The sequence below is a fragment of the Mesorhizobium shangrilense genome (assembly GCF_028826155.1).
GTDB lineage: Bacteria > Pseudomonadota > Alphaproteobacteria > Rhizobiales > Rhizobiaceae > Arvimicrobium > Arvimicrobium flavum.
On the sequence record NZ_JAQGPN010000001.1, the window covers coordinates 3,815,373 to 3,834,745 of the forward strand.

General features: G+C 62.6%; 31 protein-coding genes. All 31 read right to left on the reverse strand.

Annotation, left to right across the window (positions count from 1 at the left end; translation table 11 throughout):
- Positions 1-70: 70 nt before the first annotated feature.
- Positions 71-661, reverse strand: a complete 591-nt coding sequence (locus PD284_RS18450) for an ankyrin repeat domain-containing protein (RefSeq protein ID WP_274629611.1) — start codon at positions 659-661, stop codon at positions 71-73.
- A 298-nt stretch (positions 662-959) separates the two neighbouring features.
- A complete protein-coding gene (rplQ, locus tag PD284_RS18455; RefSeq protein ID WP_274629612.1) occupies positions 960-1,391 on the reverse strand; it encodes a 50S ribosomal protein L17 in 432 nt (143 codons plus the stop codon).
- A 105-nt stretch (positions 1,392-1,496) separates the two neighbouring features.
- Entirely contained in the window at positions 1,497-2,507 is a 1,011-nt protein-coding gene (locus PD284_RS18460; protein WP_274629613.1) for a DNA-directed RNA polymerase subunit alpha, read from the reverse strand.
- A 101-nt stretch (positions 2,508-2,608) separates the two neighbouring features.
- Complete coding sequence (gene rpsK / locus PD284_RS18465) at positions 2,609-2,998, reverse strand: 30S ribosomal protein S11 (protein WP_274629614.1); 390 nt, start codon at positions 2,996-2,998, stop codon at positions 2,609-2,611.
- A 134-nt stretch (positions 2,999-3,132) separates the two neighbouring features.
- Positions 3,133-3,501, reverse strand: coding sequence for a 30S ribosomal protein S13 (gene rpsM, locus PD284_RS18470; protein WP_274629615.1), 369 nt, complete (start codon positions 3,499-3,501; stop codon positions 3,133-3,135).
- Positions 3,502-3,701: 200 nt separating this feature from the next.
- Entirely contained in the window at positions 3,702-4,286 is a 585-nt protein-coding gene (locus PD284_RS18475) for an adenylate kinase (RefSeq protein WP_274629616.1), read from the reverse strand.
- Positions 4,283-5,623, reverse strand: a complete 1,341-nt coding sequence (secY, locus tag PD284_RS18480) for a preprotein translocase subunit SecY (protein WP_274629617.1) — start codon at positions 5,621-5,623, stop codon at positions 4,283-4,285. Before secY ends, PD284_RS18475 begins: the two co-directional genes overlap by 4 nt.
- A 129-nt stretch (positions 5,624-5,752) precedes the next feature.
- Positions 5,753-6,250 carry a 50S ribosomal protein L15 gene (gene rplO, locus PD284_RS18485; protein WP_274629618.1) on the reverse strand — a complete coding sequence of 166 codons (498 nt, stop codon included), beginning with the start codon at positions 6,248-6,250 and terminating at the stop codon, positions 5,753-5,755.
- A 16-nt stretch (positions 6,251-6,266) separates the two neighbouring features.
- The gene (gene rpmD, locus PD284_RS18490; RefSeq protein WP_274629619.1) at positions 6,267-6,467 is read right to left on the reverse strand and encodes a 50S ribosomal protein L30; all 201 of its coding nucleotides are present in this window, start codon (positions 6,465-6,467) and stop codon (positions 6,267-6,269) included.
- A gap of 23 nt (positions 6,468-6,490) precedes the next feature.
- Positions 6,491-7,060 (reverse strand): 30S ribosomal protein S5, encoded by a 570-nt coding sequence (gene rpsE / locus PD284_RS18495; RefSeq protein WP_274629620.1) that lies wholly within the window; start codon positions 7,058-7,060, stop codon positions 6,491-6,493.
- A gap of 151 nt (positions 7,061-7,211) precedes the next feature.
- On the reverse strand, positions 7,212-7,571 hold the full coding sequence (gene rplR / locus PD284_RS18500) for a 50S ribosomal protein L18 (protein WP_274629621.1): 360 nt from the start codon (positions 7,569-7,571) through the stop codon (positions 7,212-7,214).
- A gap of 83 nt (positions 7,572-7,654) precedes the next feature.
- Positions 7,655-8,188, reverse strand: a complete 534-nt coding sequence (gene rplF / locus PD284_RS18505) for a 50S ribosomal protein L6 (protein WP_274629622.1) — start codon at positions 8,186-8,188, stop codon at positions 7,655-7,657.
- Between the two features lie 33 nt (positions 8,189-8,221).
- The gene (gene rpsH / locus PD284_RS18510) at positions 8,222-8,620 is read right to left on the reverse strand and encodes a 30S ribosomal protein S8 (RefSeq protein ID WP_274629623.1); all 399 of its coding nucleotides are present in this window, start codon (positions 8,618-8,620) and stop codon (positions 8,222-8,224) included.
- Positions 8,621-8,632: 12 nt separating this feature from the next.
- A complete protein-coding gene (rpsN, locus tag PD284_RS18515; protein ID WP_274629624.1) occupies positions 8,633-8,938 on the reverse strand; it encodes a 30S ribosomal protein S14 in 306 nt (101 codons plus the stop codon).
- A 27-nt stretch (positions 8,939-8,965) separates the two neighbouring features.
- Positions 8,966-9,526 carry a 50S ribosomal protein L5 gene (gene rplE, locus PD284_RS18520; RefSeq protein ID WP_274629625.1) on the reverse strand — a complete coding sequence of 187 codons (561 nt, stop codon included), beginning with the start codon at positions 9,524-9,526 and terminating at the stop codon, positions 8,966-8,968.
- A complete protein-coding gene (gene rplX, locus PD284_RS18525; protein ID WP_274629626.1) occupies positions 9,519-9,833 on the reverse strand; it encodes a 50S ribosomal protein L24 in 315 nt (104 codons plus the stop codon). Before rplX ends, rplE begins: the two co-directional genes overlap by 8 nt.
- 13 nt (positions 9,834-9,846) lie before the next feature.
- Positions 9,847-10,215: a 50S ribosomal protein L14 gene (rplN, locus tag PD284_RS18530; protein ID WP_274629627.1), complete on the reverse strand. Its 369-nt coding sequence runs from the start codon at positions 10,213-10,215 to the stop codon at positions 9,847-9,849.
- 65 nt (positions 10,216-10,280) lie between these two features.
- Positions 10,281-10,523: a 30S ribosomal protein S17 gene (gene rpsQ, locus PD284_RS18535; RefSeq protein WP_274629628.1), complete on the reverse strand. Its 243-nt coding sequence runs from the start codon at positions 10,521-10,523 to the stop codon at positions 10,281-10,283.
- Positions 10,524-10,534: 11 nt separating this feature from the next.
- The gene (gene rpmC, locus PD284_RS18540; RefSeq protein ID WP_274629629.1) at positions 10,535-10,735 is read right to left on the reverse strand and encodes a 50S ribosomal protein L29; all 201 of its coding nucleotides are present in this window, start codon (positions 10,733-10,735) and stop codon (positions 10,535-10,537) included.
- Between the two features lie 13 nt (positions 10,736-10,748).
- On the reverse strand, positions 10,749-11,162 hold the full coding sequence (rplP, locus tag PD284_RS18545; protein WP_274629630.1) for a 50S ribosomal protein L16: 414 nt from the start codon (positions 11,160-11,162) through the stop codon (positions 10,749-10,751).
- Between the two features lie 25 nt (positions 11,163-11,187).
- A complete protein-coding gene (gene rpsC / locus PD284_RS18550; RefSeq protein ID WP_274629631.1) occupies positions 11,188-11,907 on the reverse strand; it encodes a 30S ribosomal protein S3 in 720 nt (239 codons plus the stop codon).
- Positions 11,907-12,296 (reverse strand): 50S ribosomal protein L22, encoded by a 390-nt coding sequence (gene rplV / locus PD284_RS18555; protein WP_274629632.1) that lies wholly within the window; start codon positions 12,294-12,296, stop codon positions 11,907-11,909. Before rplV ends, rpsC begins: the two co-directional genes overlap by 1 nt.
- A 2-nt stretch (positions 12,297-12,298) precedes the next feature.
- On the reverse strand, positions 12,299-12,577 hold the full coding sequence (rpsS, locus tag PD284_RS18560; RefSeq protein WP_274629633.1) for a 30S ribosomal protein S19: 279 nt from the start codon (positions 12,575-12,577) through the stop codon (positions 12,299-12,301).
- Between the two features lie 15 nt (positions 12,578-12,592).
- Positions 12,593-13,426, reverse strand: a complete 834-nt coding sequence (gene rplB / locus PD284_RS18565) for a 50S ribosomal protein L2 (RefSeq protein ID WP_274629634.1) — start codon at positions 13,424-13,426, stop codon at positions 12,593-12,595.
- A gap of 22 nt (positions 13,427-13,448) precedes the next feature.
- A complete protein-coding gene (locus PD284_RS18570; RefSeq protein ID WP_274629635.1) occupies positions 13,449-13,742 on the reverse strand; it encodes a 50S ribosomal protein L23 in 294 nt (97 codons plus the stop codon).
- Positions 13,739-14,359 carry a 50S ribosomal protein L4 gene (rplD, locus tag PD284_RS18575; RefSeq protein WP_274629636.1) on the reverse strand — a complete coding sequence of 207 codons (621 nt, stop codon included), beginning with the start codon at positions 14,357-14,359 and terminating at the stop codon, positions 13,739-13,741. Before rplD ends, PD284_RS18570 begins: the two co-directional genes overlap by 4 nt.
- Complete coding sequence (gene rplC, locus PD284_RS18580) at positions 14,359-15,072, reverse strand: 50S ribosomal protein L3 (RefSeq protein WP_274629637.1); 714 nt, start codon at positions 15,070-15,072, stop codon at positions 14,359-14,361. Before rplC ends, rplD begins: the two co-directional genes overlap by 1 nt.
- Positions 15,073-15,133: 61 nt before the next feature.
- Complete coding sequence (gene rpsJ, locus PD284_RS18585) at positions 15,134-15,442, reverse strand: 30S ribosomal protein S10 (RefSeq protein WP_007066362.1); 309 nt, start codon at positions 15,440-15,442, stop codon at positions 15,134-15,136.
- Positions 15,443-15,511: 69 nt separating this feature from the next.
- The gene (gene tuf / locus PD284_RS18590; RefSeq protein WP_274629269.1) at positions 15,512-16,687 is read right to left on the reverse strand and encodes an elongation factor Tu; all 1,176 of its coding nucleotides are present in this window, start codon (positions 16,685-16,687) and stop codon (positions 15,512-15,514) included.
- 68 nt (positions 16,688-16,755) lie between these two features.
- Positions 16,756-18,846, reverse strand: a complete 2,091-nt coding sequence (gene fusA / locus PD284_RS18595; RefSeq protein WP_274629638.1) for an elongation factor G — start codon at positions 18,844-18,846, stop codon at positions 16,756-16,758.
- 30 nt (positions 18,847-18,876) lie between these two features.
- Entirely contained in the window at positions 18,877-19,347 is a 471-nt protein-coding gene (gene rpsG, locus PD284_RS18600) for a 30S ribosomal protein S7 (protein WP_274629639.1), read from the reverse strand.
- Positions 19,348-19,373: the final 26 nt, after the last annotated feature.

The window sequence follows — 19,373 nt, forward strand, 5'->3', positions numbered from 1 at the left end:
AAGGTAGATGGGCGATGATTGTGCAAAATGAAAGACCCTGGGCGCGATGGCGGCGCGTCGACCGGCGCGGCTACTTGACCGCGGGTCCCGCTTCGATCCGGCGGACCATCTCCGCAAAGCCGCGTTGGCGCGCATGCTGGAGGGACGTGACGCCGTCGCTGTCCGGAATGTCGCTCGCCCCGGCGTCGATCAGAAGCCCGACGATCTCCTGGTGCACCGGCCCGCCATCACTGAGGATCACCGCCTCGATCAAAGCCGTCCAGCCGAGCTTGTTGATGTGATCGACGTCGACACCTGCAGCAAGGAGCATCCGCACCGCTTCGGGATGCCCCTTTTCGGCTGCCGGGATCAGGGCAGTTCCACCGTATCGGTTGGTGTCTTTGAGATTCGCTTTTCCTGTGGCGAGTATCCCCTCGAGGATGTCGATGCGCCCCTCGGCGCCAGCATAAAGGTAGGGCGTGTCGCTGATGTCGTCCTTGGCATTGACGTCGGCGCCTGCATCGATCAGCGCCAAGGCGGCGGCGACCTGGTTGGCGCGCGTCGCCACCAGCAGGGGCGTACGGCCATCGCCGTCACGGACGTCCATCGCAGCGCCGCCGCGAAGCAGGTCACGCACGGCGCCGGCATCACCGCTTCGCGCGGCTTCGTGAAGTGACGACATAAGTGCTTCCTCTGCATGCAACTGGGCAGCGCGCCAGAACGACGCTACCGCGACCAACATGATCACAGCCCATACAAGGCGACGACTGACGAGCATATCATTCCTCAAAGAATCCGGGAGGCCGGTGCAAATGCCGGTGCGGGAGGGCAGTTTTTGGCCCCACCGCCATGTGGGGGCTCATGCGTCGCCGCGCAAATCAACAAACGCAGACGTGATCGCCCGGAGAGAAACCTATCCCCGCAAAAGCAGAAAGGGGCCCTGAGGCCCCTTTTCGCGATTCAAGATGCTCGGACGGAGATTATGCCGCCTGTGCGTCCTCGTTTGCACCCTCTGCCTCGAGGCGGGCGCGGTCGGCCGCACCCTTGGCGGACGTGTCGCGATCGACGAACTCGATCACGGCCAGCGCGGCGTTGTCACCGCGGCGGAAGCCCGCTTTCATGATGCGCAGGTAGCCGCCGTGACGGTCGGCGTAGCGCGGCGCGACGGTGTCGAACAGGCGCTTGACAACCTTCTCGTTGCCGATCTGCGCGATCACCTGGCGGCGGGCATGCAGGTCGCCGCGCTTGCCCAGCGTGACCAGCTTCTCGACGATCGGACGCAGGTCCTTCGCCTTCTCCAGCGTGGTGACGATCTGCTCGTGCTCGATCAGCGAGACGGCGAGGTTGGCAAACATCGACTTGCGATGGCTGACACTGCGGGCGAACCGGCGGCCTTTGAAACCGTGGCGCATGGCTTTCTCCTATTTAATTCTGGTTCAAAGAGGCCACGGCCTCTGATGTTTTCCGCATGACCGTCGGGCCGAGCGGCTCGCGCCGCCCCGCCATTGGCATCATGCTCAATACTGGTCTTCGTAACGCTTGGCCAAGTCTTCGATGTTCTCCGGCGGCCAGTCCGGCACTTCCATACCGAGGTGCAGACCCATCGAGGCCAGCACTTCCTTGATCTCGTTGAGCGACTTGCGGCCGAAATTCGGCGTGCGCAGCATCTCGGCTTCCGTCTTCTGGATCAGGTCGCCGATATAGACGATGTTGTCGTTCTTCAGGCAGTTGGCCGAACGCACCGAAAGCTCGAGTTCGTCGACCTTCTTGAGCAGCGCCGGGTTGAAGGCAAGCTCCGTGACCTGCTCTTCGGCAACCGCCTTCTGCGGCTCGTCGAAGTTGACGAACAGGCCGAGCTGGTCCTGCAGGATGCGCGCTGCGAACGCAACGGCGTCTTCGCCCGAGACCGAACCGTTGGTCTCGATCGACATGGTCAGCTTGTCCTTGTCGAGTTCCTCGCCGTGACGCGTGTTCTCGACCTTGTAGGAGACCTTCTTGACCGGCGAATAGAGGCTGTCGACCGGGATCAGGCCGATCGGCGCATCTTCGGCGCGGTTGCGGTCGGCCGGCACATAGCCCTTGCCGGTGTCGACCGTGAACTCCATGCGGATCTCAGCACCCTCGTCGAGCGTGCAGATGACGTGATCCGGGTTGAGGATCTCCACGTCGCCAACCGTTTGGATGTCGCCGGCAGTGACCATGCCAGGCCCCTGCTTGCGCACGACCATGCGCTTGGGTCCATCGCCTTCCATCTTGATGGCGATTTCCTTGATGTTGAGCACGATGTCGGTCACGTCCTCGCGAACGCCCGCAATCGAGGAGAATTCATGCAGCACGCCGTCGATCTGGACGGCCGTGACCGCAGCACCGCGCAGCGAAGACAGCAGCACGCGCCGCAGAGCATTGCCAAGCGTGAGACCGAAACCGCGCTCCAGCGGCTCCGCGACCAGCGTCGTCAGGGTACGACCCTTCGACGTGAAGTCGATCTTGTTCGGCTTGATCAGTTCCTGCCAGTTTTTCTGGATCATTTTTGTTCCTTCCTGCCCCTGTCACCATCCAATCGTGACAGACGATCTGGAAAACCAACAAAGGAGCGCCGGAATAGCGCTCCTTCGATCTCGATGTCTAATTAGACGCGGCGCTTCTTGCGCGGCCGGCAACCATTGTGCGGAATCGGGGTCACGTCACGAATGGATGTAATGGTGAAGCCCGCAGCCTGCAAGGCGCGCAGGGCCGACTCACGGCCGGAGCCGGGACCGCAGACCTCGACCTCGAGCATGCGCATGCCATGCTCCTGCGCCTTCTTGGCGCAGTCTTCGGCTGCAACCTGCGCGGCGAAAGGGGTCGACTTGCGCGAACCCTTGAAGCCCTGAGCACCTGCCGACGACCAGGCAATCGCGTTGCCCTGCGCGTCGGTGATGGTGATCATGGTGTTGTTGAAGGTCGAATTGACGTGGGCAACGCCCGAAGAGATGTTCTTGCGTTCGCGGCGGCGAACTCGTGTGGCTTCCTTGGCCATTAATAATCCTTCCGTTGATCTCTACACCGCCGTAGTGCCAGCGGCTCCACCTAAAAAGCGAATAGGAGGTAGGGACTAGCGAGTAGGGACAAGCTGCCAGACTACTCGCTTTCGCTATCTCGCTATTTGCTCAATTACTTCTTCTTGCCGGCGATTGCCTTGGCGGGACCCTTGCGGGTGCGCGCATTGGTATGCGTGCGCTGACCGCGGACCGGCAGCGAGCGGCGATGACGCAGACCGCGATAGCAGCCGAGGTCCATCAGGCGCTTGATGTTCATCGAAACTTCGCGGCGCAGGTCGCCTTCGACCTGGTAGTCGCGGTCGATCGCTTCACGGATCTGCAGCACCTCGGCGTCGGTCAGCTGGTGCACACGGCGCTCCGCCGGGATACCGACCTTCTCGGTGATCTCCTTGGCGAACTTCGCGCCAATGCCGTGGATGTACTGAAGCGCGATGATCACGCGCTTGTTGGTCGGAATGTTTACGCCGGCTATACGAGCCATCTTCACCTTCTCCATGTAAGCCGGTTCGACCGGCGTTTTCGTGTTGACCCGCGTCCGGTGGAGGCCGGCCCTTGCGGGTGTTTCCAATCAAATGCCAAGCGGCGCGTCGGCCATGCCTCTGAATGAAAGACCGGCCGCCGGTAGTTGAATGTTCACCGCTTGTCAAGTTTTTCCTGACAGCGCCGTATGCCGTGGCGAGATCAGACGGCGGCGAGGATCTTCTCGATCTCTGCCGTCACGGTGTCCATGTCGGCCATACCATCTATGCTCTTCAAGGCGCGGTGGGCGTAATAGTACCCGATCAGCGGCGCGGTCTTCTTGTAATACTCACGCAGGCGCTCCTCGAAAACCTCAGGATTGTCGTCCTTGCGCACGGGCTGCCCGGCGGCCTTGGCCTGCTCGGCACGATTGACGATGCGTCCGACCAGGACCTTGTCGTCGACCACCAGTTCGACGACCGCATCGAGCTTCTCGCCGCGCTCGGCGAGCATCGCCTCCACCGCATCGGCCTGCGCAAGCGTGCGCGGATAGCCGTCGAGGATGAAGCCGTTCGCGCAATCTGGTTGATCGATACGCTCGGCAACAATCGCGTTGACGATTGCGTCGGAGACCAGTTCGCCGGCATCCATCACCGCCTTGGCCTTCACCCCGACGGCCGTCTGCGCGGCCACTGCGGCCCGCAGCATGTCACCCGTGGAGAGTTGCGGAATGCCGTATTTCTCGACCAGTCTTTGTGCTTGCGTTCCCTTGCCTGCCCCCGGCGGCCCAAGCAGAATCAGCCTCATCGTCCCCTCTTCCCTCCCCGGAGCTTCGACTTCTTGATCAGCCCTTCATATTGATGGGCGATCAGGTGGCCCTGAATCTGGGCAACGGTGTCGAGCGTTACACTGACGACGATGAGAAGCGAAGTGCCACCAAGGTAGAAAGGTACGCCGGTCGCCGAGATCAGGAATTCCGGCAGCAGGCAGACCAGGACCAGATAGATCGCGCCGACGACCGTGATGCGCGTCAACACATAGTCGATGTACTCGGCCGTCCGCTCACCCGGGCGATAGCCGGGAATGAAGCCAGAATGCTTCTTCAGCTGGTCGGCCGTGTCCTTCGGATTGAAGACGATCGCCGTATAGAAGAACGCGAAGAAGACGATCATCGCCGCGTAGAAGAACATATAGAGCGGCTGACCGTGGCCGAGCGCAGCCAGCACCACGTTCGCCCAGGACGGCAGCGTCTCGGCATTCGAGAAGCCGGCAAGGGTCGCGGGCAGCAATAGCAGCGAAGACGCGAAGATCGGCGGAATGACGCCCGACGTGTTGAGCTTGAGGGGGAGATGCGAGGTATCCCCCTGGAACATGCGGTTGCCGATCTGACGCTTCGGATACTGGATCAGAAGCCGGCGCTGCGCACGCTCGAAGAAGACGATCAGGGCGATGACGACGATCGCCAGAACGATGATCGCCAGGATGAGCCCGGTCGACAGCGCTCCCGTGCGGCCGAGCTCCAGAGTTCCACCGATCGCCGACGGCAGGCCGGCGACGATGCCGGCGAAAATGATGAGGGAGATGCCGTTACCGATGCCGCGGGCGGTGATCTGCTCACCCAGCCACATCAGAAACATCGTCCCACCAACCAGCGTGATCACCGCGGAGACGCGGAAGAACAAGCCCGGATCGGTCACGATGCCGTTGCCGCTCTCCAGACCGACGGCAATGCCGTAGGCCTGGACCAGAGCGAGAAGCACGGTGCCATAGCGGGTGTACTGGTTGATGACCTTGCGGCCCTGCTCGCCTTCCTTCTTCAGCGCCTCGAGCGACGGCACGACCGACGTCATCAGCTGCATGATGATGGAGGCGGAAATGTACGGCATGATGCCGAGCGCGAAGATCGCCATGCGCTCCACGGCGCCGCCCGCGAACATGTTGAACATGCCAAGCACGCCGCCGGCCTGGCCCTGGAAGGCCTGCGCGAAAGCGTCGGGATTGATCCCGGGCAGAGGAATGTACGTACCGAGACGATAGACGAGCAGCGCGCCAAGCGTAAACCAGATACGCTTCTTGAGATCTTCCGCCTTCGCGAAGGCAGCGAAGTTCAGATTGGCGGCAAGTTGTTCGGCAGCCGATGCCATACAGGATTCTCCGCTGAATCGCGCTGAGGAGCCAGGGCCGGCAGGTCGCGCATCACCGAAGCACGAAATAGGCTCCGGGCGTCAAACATGCAAGCGGCGGACTGTGTCCGCCGCCTGATAGTTCAAAGGTTACTTCGACTTCTTGGCCTTGGGCTGGGGCTCAGCCTGCTCGGGAAGCTTTACCGAGCCGCCCGCCTTCTCGACCATTTCCACAGCCGACTTGGAAGCGCCGGCAATGTCGAAGCTGAGCTTGGCGCTGAACTCGCCCTCGCCGCCCAAGAGGCGCACGCCGTCCTTGGCGCGGCGAATCACGCCGGCCTTGATCAGCGCAGCCGCATCGACCGTCTCTTTGGGATCCAGTTTCTTGGCGTCGATCGCCGCCTGGATGCGGGCGAGCGAAACCGAGTTGAAGTCCTTCGAGAACGGGTTCTTGAAGCCGCGCTTCGGCAGGCGCCGATAGAGCGGCATCTGGCCACCCTCGAAGCCGTTGATGGCCACGCCCGAACGGGACTTCTGGCCCTTCACACCGCGGCCGCCGGTCTTGCCGGAGCCCGAACCGATGCCACGCCCTACCCGCTTGCGCGACTTGGTCGCACCTTCATTCTCGCGCAGTTCGTTGAGTTTCATGACAATTCTCCTGCGCCTACTTCTCGTCGACGACGCGAACGAGATGCTGCACCGAGTTGATCATGCCGCGCACCGCCGGGGTATCTTCCAGCGTGCTGCGGCGATGCAACTTGTTGAGGCCGAGGCCCACCAGCGTCGCGCGCTGTTCCTTCGGCCGACGGATCGGACTGCCGATCTGCTCGACGGTGACCGTCTTGGCTGCTGCTTTCTTGGCCATGGTTTTGATCCCCTGGTCAGCGACTATTCGTCAGCCGCAACGGCGGAGCCGCGGCGAGCCTGAAGCGTCGAATACTTGATGCCGCGCTGCGCGGCCACATCCTTCGGATGCAGCTGGCTCTTCAGCGCGTCGAAGGTAGCGCGAACCATGTTGTACGGGTTCGACGAGCCCATCGACTTGGCGACGACGTCGTGCATGCCGAGCGTTTCGAAGACAGCGCGCATCGGGCCGCCCGCGATGATGCCGGTACCCGGCTTCGCAGCGCGCAGCAGAACCTTGCCGGCGCCCCAGCGCCCAGCCACGTCGTGATGCAGCGTACGTCCTGAACGGAGCGGCACGAAGATCAGATCGCGCTTGGCAGCCTCGGTCGCCTTGCGGATGGCTTCCGGCACTTCGCGCGCCTTACCATGACCAAAGCCCACGCGGCCCTTCTGGTCGCCCACCACGACAAGCGCGGCGAAGCCGAAGCGGCGACCACCCTTGACGACCTTGGCGACGCGATTGATGTGGACGAGCTTGTCGACGAATTCGCTGTCGCGCTCTTCCCGGTCACGGCTGCGCTCGCGGCCGCCGTCCCTACGTTCCTGTGCCATATCCTAGTCCTTGTTCTTTTCCGGAAGCACGGGTTGCTGAAATGCCGGCGCCCTTTTGGAGAACGCCGGCGGCGAAATCTCGCGCCTTTTGCACGATCCGTTTCCGAATGTCAGCCCCTTTTTGCAGCGGGCATTCGAAACGGTGCTGGCCTTAGAAGCTCAGACCGGCTTCGCGGGCAGCCTCAGCCAGCGCCTTGACGCGGCCGTGGTAGATGTAGGCGCCGCGGTCGAACACGACTACCTTCACACCGGCCTTGACGGCGCGCTCGGCGACCAGCTTACCGATGGCAGCAGCAGCCGCGGAATCGGCGCCGGTCTTCAGCGAACCCTTGAGGTCCTTCTCGAGCGTCGACGCGGCAGCCAGAGTGTGGCCATTCGCGTCGTCGATGATCTGGGCGTAGATGTGCTTCGATGAGCGGTGCACCGAAAGACGCGGGCGATCGCCTGCGACCTTCTTCAACTGGCGACGAACGCGCTCGGCGCGCTTCTGGGTAGCTTGCTTGTTGGCCATAGCCGGTATTCCCTGCCTTGTAAGACGGCGGCGGCCATATGCGGTAAGCCGGTATGCGCTTCCCGCGACCGCCATCCGTGGCGTTACTTCTTCTTGCCTTCCTTGCGGAAGATCTTCTCGCCCGCGTAGCGCACGCCCTTGCCCTTGTAGGGCTCGGGACCGCGATACTTGCGGATCTCGGCCGCGACCTGGCCAACCTGCTGCCTGTCGATGCCCGAGATAGTGATCTCGGTCGGCTTCGGCGTGACGATCGTGATGCCTTCCGGCGTCTGGTAGACCACGTCGTGGCTGAAGCCGAGCGCGAGCTGCAGGTTCTTGCCCTGCATCGCTGCACGATAGCCGACGCCGGTGATCTCGAGCTTGCGCTCGAAGCCGTCCTTCACGCCCGTCAGGATGTTCTCGATCTGGGTGCGGGACATGCCCCACTTCGAACGCGCATCCTTCGACTGGTCGCGAGGCTCGACGGCGATATGGCCGTCTTCCAGCTTGACCAGGACTTCCTCGTTCACCACGAACTTGAGTTCGCCCTTCGGGCCCTTCGCAGTCACCGTCTGACCATTGACCGCGGCGGTGACGCCTGCCGGGACGGCGACGGGTTTCTTGCCAATACGAGACATCGTTGTCTCCTCTATCTTCTAGCCGCCGTCAGATCAGAATATCTGGCAGAGGATCTCTCCGCCGACATTCTGTTCACGGGCTTCATGATCAGCCATCACGCCCTTCGGCGTCGACAGAATCGAAATGCCGAGGCCGTTGGCGACCTGCGGGATCGACTTCACCGACACGTAGACGCGGCGGCCCGGCTTCGAGACGCGGGCGATCTCGCGGATCACCGGAACGCCGTCGAAATACTTGAGCTCGATCTCGATCTCAGACTTGCCGTTCTCGAAATCGGTCTGGCTGTAATCGCGGATGTAGCCTTCGGTCTTCAGCACCTCGAGAACGCGGGCACGCAGGCGCGAGGCCGGAGTGGACACCTTCGTCTTCTTGCGGCCGATGGCGTTACGAATGCGCGTGAGCATATCGCCCAGAGGATCATTCACTGACATATCATGCCCTCCTTACCAGCTCGACTTGACCAGGCCCGGGATCAGGCCGTTGTTGCCGAGCTCGCGCAGTGCAACGCGCGACATCTTCAGCTTGCGATACACGGCCCGCGGACGACCGGTGACTTCGCAGCGGTTGCGGATACGGGTCTTCGACGAGTTACGCGGCAGTTCGCTGAGCTTCAGCTGTGCGCGGAAACGCTCCTCGAGCGGCTTCGACTGGTCCATCACCACGTCCTTGAGCGCCTTGCGCTTCGCGGCGTACTGATCGACCAGCTTGCGCCGACGATTGTTCTTCTCGACTGAGCTGGTCTTTGCCATTTCTCAAAAATCCTCTGATCGCTGCCGTTACTGCCGGAAGGGGAAGTTGAAGGCCTTGAGCAGCGCCCTGGCCTCGTCGTCCGTCTTGGCAGTCGTACAAACGATGATGTCCATGCCCCAGATCTGATCAACCTTGTCGTAGTTGATCTCCGGGAACACGATGTGCTCCTTGATGCCCATGGCGTAGTTGCCACGGCCGTCAAAGCTCTTCGGGTTCAAGCCACGGAAGTCGCGAACGCGCGGCAGCGCGATGTTCACGAGGCGATCCATGAACTCGTACATGCGCTCCTTGCGCAGCGTAACCTTCGTGCCGATCGGCATGTTCTCGCGAAGCTTGAAGCCGGCGATCGAATTGCGCGCACGGGTGATGACCGGCTTCTGGCCGGCGATCAGCGCCAGGTCTTCGGCCGCAATCGAGGGCTTCTTGGAATCGCCGGTGGACTCACCGACACCCATGTTCAGCACGATCTTGTCGATGCGCGGAATCTGCATCTCGTTGTCGTACTTGAACTGCTCCTGCAGCGTCTTGCGGATGGTCTCGTTGTAGACCTTCTTGAGCCGCGGCGTGTATTCAGCTGCCTTAGCCATTGATGACTTCTCCCGAGCGCTTGGCGACGCGCACCTTCTTGCCGTCCGTCTCGACGCGGAACCCGACGCGGGTCGGCTTGCCGTCCTTGGGGTCGGCGATCGCGAGGTTGGACAGATGGATCGGCGCTTCCTTGGTGATGATGCCGCCTTCCTGGGACTGCGTCTGCTTCTGATGGCGGCGGATCTGGTTCACGCCGCGCACGATGGCGGTGTCGTCCTTCGGCTGCACGGACAGCACCTCTCCGGTGCGGCCCTTGTCCTTGCCGGCCAGGACGACGACCTTGTCGCCTTTACGAATCTTCTGCATTTCAACCGGCTCCTTACAGCACTTCCGGCGCGAGCGAGATGATCTTCATGTGGTTCTTGGCGCGAAGCTCGCGCGGAACCGGGCCGAAGATACGCGTGCCGATCGGCTCTTTCTTGTTATCGACGAGAACGGCTGCGTTCTTGTCGAAACGGATCACGCTGCCGTCCGGGCGGCGGATGTCCTTGGCCGTGCGCACCACGACCGCCTTCATCACGTCGCCCTTCTTCACGCGGCCGCGCGGAATGGCGTCCTTGATCGACACGACGATGATGTCGCCGACCGAGGCGTACTTCCGCTTCGAACCGCCCAGCACCTTGATGCACATGACACGACGGGCGCCGGAATTGTCCGCGACGTCGAGGTTTGTTTGCATCTGAATCATGACTGGCCGCCTTCTTATTCATTCCGGGAGGTGTTCTATCGCCCTCCCCGGCTGTCCAAACTCTGTTATTGCGCCTGGGCTTCGGTAATGACGACCCAGCGTTTATCCTTCGAAATCGGCTTCGACTCTTCGATGAAGACCATGTCGCCGACCTTGTGCGCATTGCTCTCGTCATGCGCCTTGTACTTCTTGGTCATGCGGACGACCTTCTTCATGACCGGGTGCGTGAAGCGACGCTCCACCTTGACCACCACGGTCTTGTCGTTCTTGTCGCTGACGACCGTGCCCTGCAAAACGCGCTTTGGCATCGTTGTTGTCCTTATGCCTTCTTGCCGGCCGCTTTTTCAGCGGCGATGGTCTTGATGCGCGCGATGTCCCGGCGGACCTGCTTCACGCGCCCTGTCTTCTCGAGCTGACCCGTCGCCTTCTGGAAGCGCAGGTTGAACTGCTCCTTCTTGAGGCTCCCCAGGTCGTCGTTGAGCTGGTCCGGGGTCTTGGTCCTGATATCTGAAGCTTTCATGATCAAAACCTTCCTATTCCGCGATGCGCTGGATGAAGCGCGTCCTGACCGAGAGCTTGGCGGCGCCGAGGCGCAGAGCCTCGCGAGCCGTCGTCTCGTCGACCCCGTCGATCTCGAACATCACGCGGCCCGGCTTGACGCGCGCCGCCCAGTAATCAACTGCGCCCTTACCCTTGCCCATGCGGACTTCGGTGGGCTTCGAGGTCACCGGCAGATCCGGGAAAATACGGATCCACACGCGACCCTGGCGCTTCATCTCGCGGGTGATCGCCCGGCGAGCCGCCTCGATCTCACGAGCCGTCACGCGGTTCGGTTCCAATGCCTTCAGTCCGAAGCCGCCGAAGTCAAGGTTGGTGCCGCCCTTGGCGGCGCCGTGGATGCGGCCCTTGAACTGCTTGCGGAACTTTGTGCGCTTAGGCTGCAACATCGTCCTTACTCCAAATCCTCAATGCTCAGGCGTTTTCGCGACGGCGGCCGCGTTCGCGTTCGCCCTGGTGCGAATGCTCGCCTTCGGTCGCGCGGCGCTCCGAAGCCATCGGATCGTGCTCAAGGATCTCGCCCTTGAACACCCAGACCTTGACGCCGCAGATGCCATAGGCCGTCTGCGCTTCGGCGGTACCGTAGTCCACATCGGCGCGCAGCGTGTGCAGCGGCACGCGACCTTCACGGTACCATTCCATGCGGGCGATCTCAGCGCCGCCCAGACGGCCGGCGCAGTTGATACGGATGCCCTCGGCGCCCAGCCGCATGGCCGACTGAACCGCACGCTTCATGGCGCGGCGGAACGCGATGCGGCGCTCGAGCTGCTGCGCGATGGACTGCGCGACCAGCGTGGCGTCGGTCTCTGGCTTGCGAACCTCTACGATGTTGAGGTGCGTTTCCGCCTTCGTCATCTCGGTCAGCTTCTTGCGCAGCTTCTCGATGTCGGCGCCCTTGCGGCCAATGATCAGACCCGGACGCGCAGCATGGATGGTCACGCGGCACTTCTTGTGCGGGCGCTCGATGACGATCTTCGACACCGCCGCCTGCTTGAGCTCCTTCTTCAGGTACTCACGGATCTTGAGGTCTTCGTGAAGCAGCTGGCCGTATTCGCCGGTGTTCGCGTACCAACGCGAATCCCAGGTGCGGTTGATGCCGAGGCGGAGACCGATCGGATTGATTTTCTGGCCCATCAGGCGGCCTCCTCTTTCTCTTCGACTTCGCGAACGACGATCGTGAGGTGCGAAAACGGCTTCTCGACGCGGCTGGCGCGACCACGGCCACGGGCGTGGAAGCGCTTCATGACGATCGACTTGCCGACATAGGCCTCGGCCACCACCAGCGCGTCGACATCGAGATCGTGATTGTTCTCTGCATTGGCGATCGCCGATTCCAGAGTCTTCTTGACGGTCTCGGAGATGCGCTTGCGCGAGAATTCCAGATCGTTGAGCGCGGTCTGCACCTTCTTGCCGCGGATCATGGCGGCAACCAGGTTCAGCTTCTGCGGGCTGATACGGATCGTGCGCAGGACGGCACGCGCCTCGTTGTCAGCAAGCCTGCGCGGAGCTTTGGCCTTGCCCATCGTTACTTCCTCTTCGCCTTCTTGTCCGCGCCGTGACCATAATAGGTGCGGGTCGGAGCGAACTCACCGAACTTGTGGCCGACCATCTCTTCCGAGACGGAGACCGGAATGTGCTTCTGGCCGTTGTAAACGCCGAAGGTGAGCCCCACGAACTGCGGCAGGATGGTGGACCGGCGGGTCCACATCTTGATCACCTCGTTGCGGCCGCCTTCACGGACCTTGTCTGCCTTCTTCAGCAGATAGCCGTCGATGAACGGGCCTTTCCAGACTGAACGTGTCACTACAGCTACCTCTTCTTAGCTCTTGCGCGCATGGCGCGAGCGCATGATGAACTTGTCGGTCGCCTTGTTGGACCGCGTCTTCTTGCCCTTCGTCGGCTTGCCCCAGGGCGTCACTGGGTGACGTCCGCCCGAGGTGCGGCCCTCGCCGCCGCCGTGCGGGTGATCGACGGGGTTCATGGTGACGCCGCGGTTATGCGGACGCTTGCCGAGCCAGACCTTGCGGCCGGCCTTGCCCAGGTTCACGTTGCCGTGGTCGGGGTTCGACACCGCGCCAACAGTGGCGAAGCACGAGCCGTGCACGATACGCTGCTCACCCGAGTTCAGCCGCAGGATCGCCATGCCCTGATCGCGACCGACCAGCTGGGCATAGGTGCCTGCCGAACGGGCGATCTGACCGCCCTTACCGGGCTTCAGCTCGACATTATGCACGATCGTGCCGACCGGCATCGACTGCAGCGGCATCGCGTTGCCAGGCTTCACGTCAACCGATTCGCCAGCCACGACCTTGTCGCCAGCCGCGACTCGCTGCGGCGCAAGGATGTAGCTAAGCTCTCCGTCCTCATACTTCAACAGCGCGAGGAACGCAGTGCGGTTCGGGTCGTATTCCAGCCGCTCGACGGTCGCCGAGACGTCAAGCTTGCGACGCTTGAAGTCGACGATACGATAGGTCTGCTTGTGACCGCCGCCGATGAAACGGGCCGTGATGCGTCCGTAGTTGTTGCGGCCGCCCGACTTGGTCAGACCTTCGGTCAGACCCTTGACCGGCTTGCCCTTGTAGAGGCCCGAACGGTCGACGATGACCAACTGGCGGGTGCCTGGGGTAACCGGCTTGAATTTCTTGAGTGCCATTGTCCTGTCCTCGCGCCTTAGCTCAGAGGCCCGTGGCGACGTCGATCGACTGGCCGTCGGCCAGCGTCACAATCGCCTTTTTCACGTCGCTCTGCCGGCCGACCGTGCCGCGGAACCGCTTTACCTTGCCCTTGCGGACGAGCGTGTTCACGCTGGTCACCTTCACGCTGAACAGCGCTTCGATGGCCGCCTTGATTTCCGGCTTCGTCGCCTTGCGGGCGACGTTGAATACGACCTGGTTCTGTTCGGAAGCCATGGTCGACTTCTCGGTGATCGCCGGGCTGACGATCACGTCGTAGTGGCGAAGGTCAGTCATTTGAAGCGCTCCTCGAGAGCCTCGACGGCGGCCTTCGAAAGGACCAGCGTGCCGCGGCGCAGAATGTCGTAGACGTTGATGCCCTGAATCGGCAGCACGTCGATGTTCGGGATGTTGGTCGCCGCGCGCTTGAAGTTCACGTCGAGCTCCGCACCACCGATGACCAGCGCATTGGTCAGACCGAGCGCCGACAGGTTGGCCGCCAGCGCCTTGGTCTTGGCCTCGGCCAGCTTCAGCTCGTCGATGACGATGATGCTGGACGACTTGGCCTTGGCCGACAGCGCATGCCTCAGGCCGAGTGCGCGCACCTTCTTGGGCAGGTCGTGCTCATGGCTGCGGACAACCGGGCCGTGGGCCTTGCCGCCGCCGCGGAACTGCGGTGCACGAGCCGAAGAGTGACGGGCGCGGCCGGTCCCCTTCTGCTTGTACATCTTGGCGCCGGTGCGCGCGATCTCGGCGCGCCCCTTCGTCTTGTGCGTGCCCTGCTGCTTCTTGGCGAGCTGCCAGCGCACGACGCGCTGCAGGATGTCCTCGCGCGGGTCGAGGCCGAAGATCTCCTCGGAGAGCTTCACCTGACCGGCTTCCTTGCCGGCGAGCGTGGTGATCTTGATGTCCATTATTCCGCTCCCTGGGTGGCCGGAGCCTCAGACTTGGCCGCAGCGCGAATGGCAGCCGGCTTCGGCGCATTGGCGGGCAGCGCGCTCTTGGCCGCATCGCGAACCAGGATCCAGGCGCCCTTGGAGCCCGGAACCGCACCGCGGATGAGGATCAGGCCGCGGTCCGCGTCGGTCGAAACGATCTCGACGTTCTGCGTGGTCACGCGGGTGTCACCCATGTGGCCGGCCATCTTCTTGCCCTTGAACACGCGACCCGGATCCTGGCGCTGGCCAGTCGAGCCGTGCGTACGGTGCGAGACCGAGTTACCGTGGGTGGCACGGCCGCCGCCAAAATTGTGGCGCTTCATGACGCCCTGGAAGCCCTTGCCTACCGAGGTGCCGGTGACGTCGACCTTCTGGCCGGCGACGAAGTGGTCAACCGTGATCTCCGCACCCACGTCGAGAAGGTTCTCGGGGGTTACGCGGAACTCGGCCACCTTCGCCTTGGGCTCGACGGAAGCAGCCGCAAAATGGCCGCGCATCGCCTTGGACGTGTTCTTGACCTTGCTGAGGCCGACGCCGAGCTGGACGGCGGTGTAGCCGTTCTTCTCCTGCGTGCGCTGTGCCACGACCTGGCAATTCTCCATCTGGAGAACGGTGACCGGGATGTGCTCGCCAGCGTCGTTGTAGACGCGCGTCATCCCCACCTTCTTTGCAATTACACCTGAACGCATCGGTTCATCTTCCTTCAGAGGAGCCGCACCGGAACTTCCCGGTCGGCTCATGTTTCAGCTCTCAGAGCTTGATTTCGACGTCGACGCCTGCGGCCAAGTCGAGCTTCATCAGCGCATCGACCGTCTGGGGGGTCGGATCGACGATGTCGAGCAGACGCTTGTGCGTGCGCATCTCGAACTGCTCGCGGCTCTTCTTGTCGATGTGAGGCGAGCGGTTGACCGTGAACTTCTCGATCCGCGTCGGCAGCGGAATCGGGCCCCGGACGTTGGCGCCGGTGCGCTTGGCGGTCGACACGATCTCGCGCGTCGAGGCATCGAGCACCCGGTGATCAAACGCTTTGAGGCGTATGCGGATATTTTGGCCGTTCATCTAGTCTATTCCTTGTTCTGGCGCGGCGCGGGCGTATTCCCGCCCGCGACAGATCACTTGGTTTGCTCGTTACTCAACAATCGCGGCGACGATGCCGGCGCCGACGGTGCGGCCGCCTTCGCGGATGGCGAAGCGCAGGCGCTCCTCCATGGCGATTGGCACGATCAGCTCGACGTCGACCGTGATGTTGTCGCCGGGCATCACCATCTCGGTGCCCTCCGGCAGCGTCACCACGCCGGTCACGTCCGTCGTGCGGAAGTAGAACTGCGGACGGTAGTTGGTGAAGAACGGCGTGTGGCGGCCGCCCTCCTCCTTGGTCAGGATGTAGGCCTCGGCCTTGAACTTCTTGTGCGGCTTCACCGAGCCCGGCTTGGCCAGAACCTGGCCGCGCTCGACGCCCTCGCGGTCGACGCCGCGCAAGAGCGCGCCGATGTTGTCGCCGGCCTGGCCCTGGTCGAGCAGCTTGCGGAACATCTCGACGCCGGTGCAGGTCGTCTTCGAGGTCGGACGGATACCGACGATCTCAAGCTCCTCGCCGACCTTGACGATGCCGCGCTCGACGCGACCCGTCACCACCGTGCCGCGGCCCGAGATCGAGAACACGTCCTCGATCGGCATCAGGAACGGCTTGTCGATCGGACGCTCCGGCGTCGGGATGTAGCTGTCGACGGCCTCCATCAGCTTGCGGACCGCGTCCTCGCCGAGCTCCTTGTTGCTATCCTCGAGGGCGGCCAGCGCCGAGCCCTTGATGATCGGAATGTCGTCGCCCGGGAACTCGTACTTCGACAGAAGCTCGCGCACCTCCAGCTCGACCAGCTCGAGCAGCTCCGGATCGTCGACCATGTCGCACTTGTTCAGGAACACCACGATCGCCGGAACGCCGACCTGACGGGCCAGCAGGATGTGCTCGCGGGTCTGCGGCATCGGGCCGTCGGCCGCCGACACCACCAGGATGGCGCCGTCCATCTGCGCCGCGCCGGTGATCATGTTCTTCACGTAGTCGGCGTGGCCGGGGCAGTCGACGTGCGCATAGTGACGGTTCGGCGTCTCGTACTCGACGTGCGACGTCGAGATCGTGATGCCGCGCGCCTTCTCTTCCGGCGCCGCGTCGATCTGCTCGTACGCCTTGAACTCGCCGAAGAACTTCGTGATCGCCGCCGTCAGCGACGTCTTGCCGTGGTCGACGTGTCCAATCGTCCCAACGTTCACATGAGGCTTCGTACGCTCGAATTTACCTTTGGCCATGTGAGCTCTCCATTCTTTCTTACGCCGCGTGCGGCACTAGATTAGGGTGTTCGCGCAAATCCCGGGGATTACGCGTACTTCTTCTGGATTTCCTGAGCCACCGCGGTCGGCACCGGCTCATAATGGTCGAACTGCATCGTGTACTGGGCGCGGCCCTGCGACATCGAGCGCAGACTGTCGACGTACTTGAACATGTTGGCGAGCGGAACCATCGCGTTGACGACGACGGCGATGCCACGGCTTTCCTGGCCCTGGATCTGACCGCGACGGCCGTTCAGGTCGCCGATCACGTTGCCGACATAGTCCTCAGGCGTCACCACCTCGACCTTCATGATCGGCTCGAGCAGCTGGGCGCCAGCCTTCTGTGCACCCTCGCGGAACGCGGCGCGGGAAGCGATTTCGAACGCCAGGACCGAAGAGTCGACGTCGTGGTATGCGCCGTCGATCAGCGTCGCCTTCACGCCCAGCATCGGGAAGCCCGCAATCGGACCGGAAGACAACACGCTCTGGATGCCCTTCTGGACGCCCGGGATGTACTCCTTCGGCACCGCACCGCCGACGATCTTGGATTCGAACACGAAATCCTCGCCTTCGGGGTTGGGCTCGAAGACCAGCTTGACGCGAGCGAACTGACCCGTGCCGCCCGTCTGCTTCTTGTGGGTGTAATCCACTTCGGCAAGGCGCGTGATCGTCTCGCGATAAGCCACCTGCGGAGCGCCGACGTTGGCTTCGACCTTGAATTCGCGACGCATACGGTCGACCAGAATGTCGAGGTGGAGCTCGCCCATGCCGGCGATGATCGTCTGGCCGGACTCTTCGTCAGTCTTCACGCGGAAGGACGGATCCTCAGCGGCAAGGCGATTGAGCGCGAGGCCCATCTTTTCCTGGTCGCCCTTGGTCTTCGGCTCGATCGCGATCTGGATGACCGGATCAGGGAACTCCATACGCTCCAGGATAACGGGCTTCAGCGGATCGCACAGCGTATCGCCGGTCGTCGTGTCCTTGAGGCCGGCCAGAGCGACGATGTCGCCGGCAAATGCCTCCTCGATGTCCGAACGGGCATTCGAATGCATCTGCAGCATGCGGCCGATGCGCTCTTTCTTGCCCTTGACGGTGTTGTCGAGCGAGATGCCCTTGGTCAGCTTGCCCGAATAGATGCGGCAGAAGGTCAGCGAGCCGACGAACGGATCGTTCATGATCTTGAACGCCAGCATCGACAGAGGCTCGTTGTCCGACGACTTGCGGGTGACCTCGGCCTCAGTCTTGGGATCGATGCCCTTGATGTCAGGAACTTCGTCCGGAGCCGGCAGGAAGTCGACGACGGCGTCGAGCAGGGGCTGCACGCCCTTGTTCTTGAACGCAGTGCCGCAATAGACCGGATGGAACTTCACGGCGATCGTGCCGATGCGGATCAGTTCGCGGATCTTGTCGTTGTCGGGCAGATTGCCCTCGAGATAGGCCTCCATCGCGGCCTCTTCCATCTCGACGGCGGCCTCGATCATCTTCTCGCGATATTCCTCGGCCTTCTCCTTGAGATCGGCCGGGATCTCGACGACGTCCCACTGCGCACCGAGAGCTTCGTCGCGCCAGATCAGCGCCTTCATCTCGATCAGATCGACGACGCCCTGGAAATCGCTCTCAGCGCCGATCGGCAGCTGCATGGCGACGGGAACCGCACCGAGGCGCGACTTGATCATGTCGAGGCACCGGTAAAAGTCGGCGCCGATCTTGTCCATCTTGTTGCAGAAGATCATGCGCGGAACATGATACTTCTCGGCCTGACGCCAGACCGTCTCGGTCTGCGGCTCGACGCCCGCGTTGGAATCGAGCAGGGCGATGGCGCCGTCGAGCACGCGCAGCGAACGCTCGACCTCGATGGTGAAGTCGACGTGGCCGGGCGTGTCGATAATGTTGAAGCGACGAACCTTGCCGTCACGGCCCTTCCACGAAGTCGTGGTGGCTGCGGACGTGATCGTGATACCGCGCTCCTGCTCCTGCTCCATCCAGTCCATGGTGGACGCGCCATCGTGCGTCTCGCCCATCTTGTGGCTTTTGCCGGTGTAGTAAAGGATGCGCTCCGTCGTCGTCGTCTTGCCGGCGTCGATATGCGCCATGATGCCGAAATTGCGGTAGTCTTCGATCTTAAATTCGCGGGCCATGGAAGGTGCCTCTTGCTCGTTCGTTCGCGCTTACCAGCGGTAGTGCGCGAAAGCGCGGTTGGCTTCCGCCATCTTGTGGGTGTCTTCGCGCTTCTTGACGGCGGTGCCGCGATTATTCGCCGCATCCATCAGCTCGCCCGACAGGCGATCGACCATCGTCGTTTCGTTGCGGTTGCGGGCGGCCGTGATCAGCCAGCGGATGGCCAGCGCCTGACGGCGCTCCGGACGAACATCCACGGGAACCTGATACGTGGCGCCACCAACACGACGCGAACGAACCTCGACGTGCGGAGCAACGTTGTCGAGCGCCTGATGGAAGACCGTGACCGGCTCCTGCTTCGTCTTCGCCTGAACCTGATCCAGGGCGCCATAGACGATCGTCTCGGCGATCGACTTCTTGCCGTGGTACATGACGGCGTTCATGAACTTGGTGACGACAAGATCGCCGAACTTCGGGTCCGGGTTAATCTCGCGCTTCTCTGCACTATGACGTCGGGACATACTTTTCGTCTCTCGCTATCGACGGC

Coding starts and splice junctions, on each gene's coding strand:
- PD284_RS18450 (WP_274629611.1), bottom strand. CDS start 661: ATGTCGTCACTTCACGAAGCCGCGCGAAGCGGTGATGCCGGCGCCGTG.
- rplQ (WP_274629612.1), bottom strand. CDS start 1,391: ATGCGCCACGGTTTCAAAGGCCGCCGGTTCGCCCGCAGTGTCAGCCAT.
- PD284_RS18460 (WP_274629613.1), bottom strand. CDS start 2,507: ATGATCCAGAAAAACTGGCAGGAACTGATCAAGCCGAACAAGATCGAC.
- rpsK (WP_274629614.1), bottom strand. CDS start 2,998: ATGGCCAAGGAAGCCACACGAGTTCGCCGCCGCGAACGCAAGAACATC.
- rpsM (WP_274629615.1), bottom strand. CDS start 3,501: ATGGCTCGTATAGCCGGCGTAAACATTCCGACCAACAAGCGCGTGATC.
- PD284_RS18475 (WP_274629616.1), bottom strand. CDS start 4,286: ATGAGGCTGATTCTGCTTGGGCCGCCGGGGGCAGGCAAGGGAACGCAA.
- secY (WP_274629617.1), bottom strand. CDS start 5,623: ATGGCATCGGCTGCCGAACAACTTGCCGCCAATCTGAACTTCGCTGCC.
- rplO (WP_274629618.1), bottom strand. CDS start 6,250: ATGAAACTCAACGAACTGCGCGAGAATGAAGGTGCGACCAAGTCGCGC.
- rpmD (WP_274629619.1), bottom strand. CDS start 6,467: ATGGCCAAGAAAGCAGCAGCCAAGACGGTCACCGTCGAGCAGATCGGC.
- rpsE (WP_274629620.1), bottom strand. CDS start 7,060: ATGGCACAGGAACGTAGGGACGGCGGCCGCGAGCGCAGCCGTGACCGG.
- rplR (WP_274629621.1), bottom strand. CDS start 7,571: ATGGCCAACAAGCAAGCTACCCAGAAGCGCGCCGAGCGCGTTCGTCGC.
- rplF (WP_274629622.1), bottom strand. CDS start 8,188: ATGTCTCGTATTGGCAAGAAACCCGTCGCCGTCCCGGCAGGCGTCACC.
- rpsH (WP_274629623.1), bottom strand. CDS start 8,620: ATGTCAGTGAATGATCCTCTGGGCGATATGCTCACGCGCATTCGTAAC.
- rpsN (WP_274629624.1), bottom strand. CDS start 8,938: ATGGCAAAGACCAGCTCAGTCGAGAAGAACAATCGTCGGCGCAAGCTG.
- rplE (WP_274629625.1), bottom strand. CDS start 9,526: ATGGCTAAGGCAGCTGAATACACGCCGCGGCTCAAGAAGGTCTACAAC.
- rplX (WP_274629626.1), bottom strand. CDS start 9,833: ATGCAGAAGATTCGTAAAGGCGACAAGGTCGTCGTCCTGGCCGGCAAG.
- rplN (WP_274629627.1), bottom strand. CDS start 10,215: ATGATTCAGATGCAAACAAACCTCGACGTCGCGGACAATTCCGGCGCC.
- rpsQ (WP_274629628.1), bottom strand. CDS start 10,523: ATGCCAAAGCGCGTTTTGCAGGGCACGGTCGTCAGCGACAAGAACGAC.
- rpmC (WP_274629629.1), bottom strand. CDS start 10,735: ATGAAAGCTTCAGATATCAGGACCAAGACCCCGGACCAGCTCAACGAC.
- rplP (WP_274629630.1), bottom strand. CDS start 11,162: ATGTTGCAGCCTAAGCGCACAAAGTTCCGCAAGCAGTTCAAGGGCCGC.
- rpsC (WP_274629631.1), bottom strand. CDS start 11,907: ATGGGCCAGAAAATCAATCCGATCGGTCTCCGCCTCGGCATCAACCGC.
- rplV (WP_274629632.1), bottom strand. CDS start 12,296: ATGGGCAAGGCCAAAGCTCCGCGCAGGCTTGCTGACAACGAGGCGCGT.
- rplB (WP_274629634.1), bottom strand. CDS start 13,426: ATGGCACTCAAGAAATTCAAGCCGGTTACCCCAGGCACCCGCCAGTTG.
- PD284_RS18570 (WP_274629635.1), bottom strand. CDS start 13,742: ATGACTGACCTTCGCCACTACGACGTGATCGTCAGCCCGGCGATCACC.
- rplD (WP_274629636.1), bottom strand. CDS start 14,359: ATGGACATCAAGATCACCACGCTCGCCGGCAAGGAAGCCGGTCAGGTG.
- rplC (WP_274629637.1), bottom strand. CDS start 15,072: ATGCGTTCAGGTGTAATTGCAAAGAAGGTGGGGATGACGCGCGTCTAC.
- rpsJ (WP_007066362.1), bottom strand. CDS start 15,442: ATGAACGGCCAAAATATCCGCATACGCCTCAAAGCGTTTGATCACCGG.
- tuf (WP_274629269.1), bottom strand. CDS start 16,687: ATGGCCAAAGGTAAATTCGAGCGTACGAAGCCTCATGTGAACGTTGGG.
- fusA (WP_274629638.1), bottom strand. CDS start 18,846: ATGGCCCGCGAATTTAAGATCGAAGACTACCGCAATTTCGGCATCATG.
- rpsG (WP_274629639.1), bottom strand. CDS start 19,347: ATGTCCCGACGTCATAGTGCAGAGAAGCGCGAGATTAACCCGGACCCG.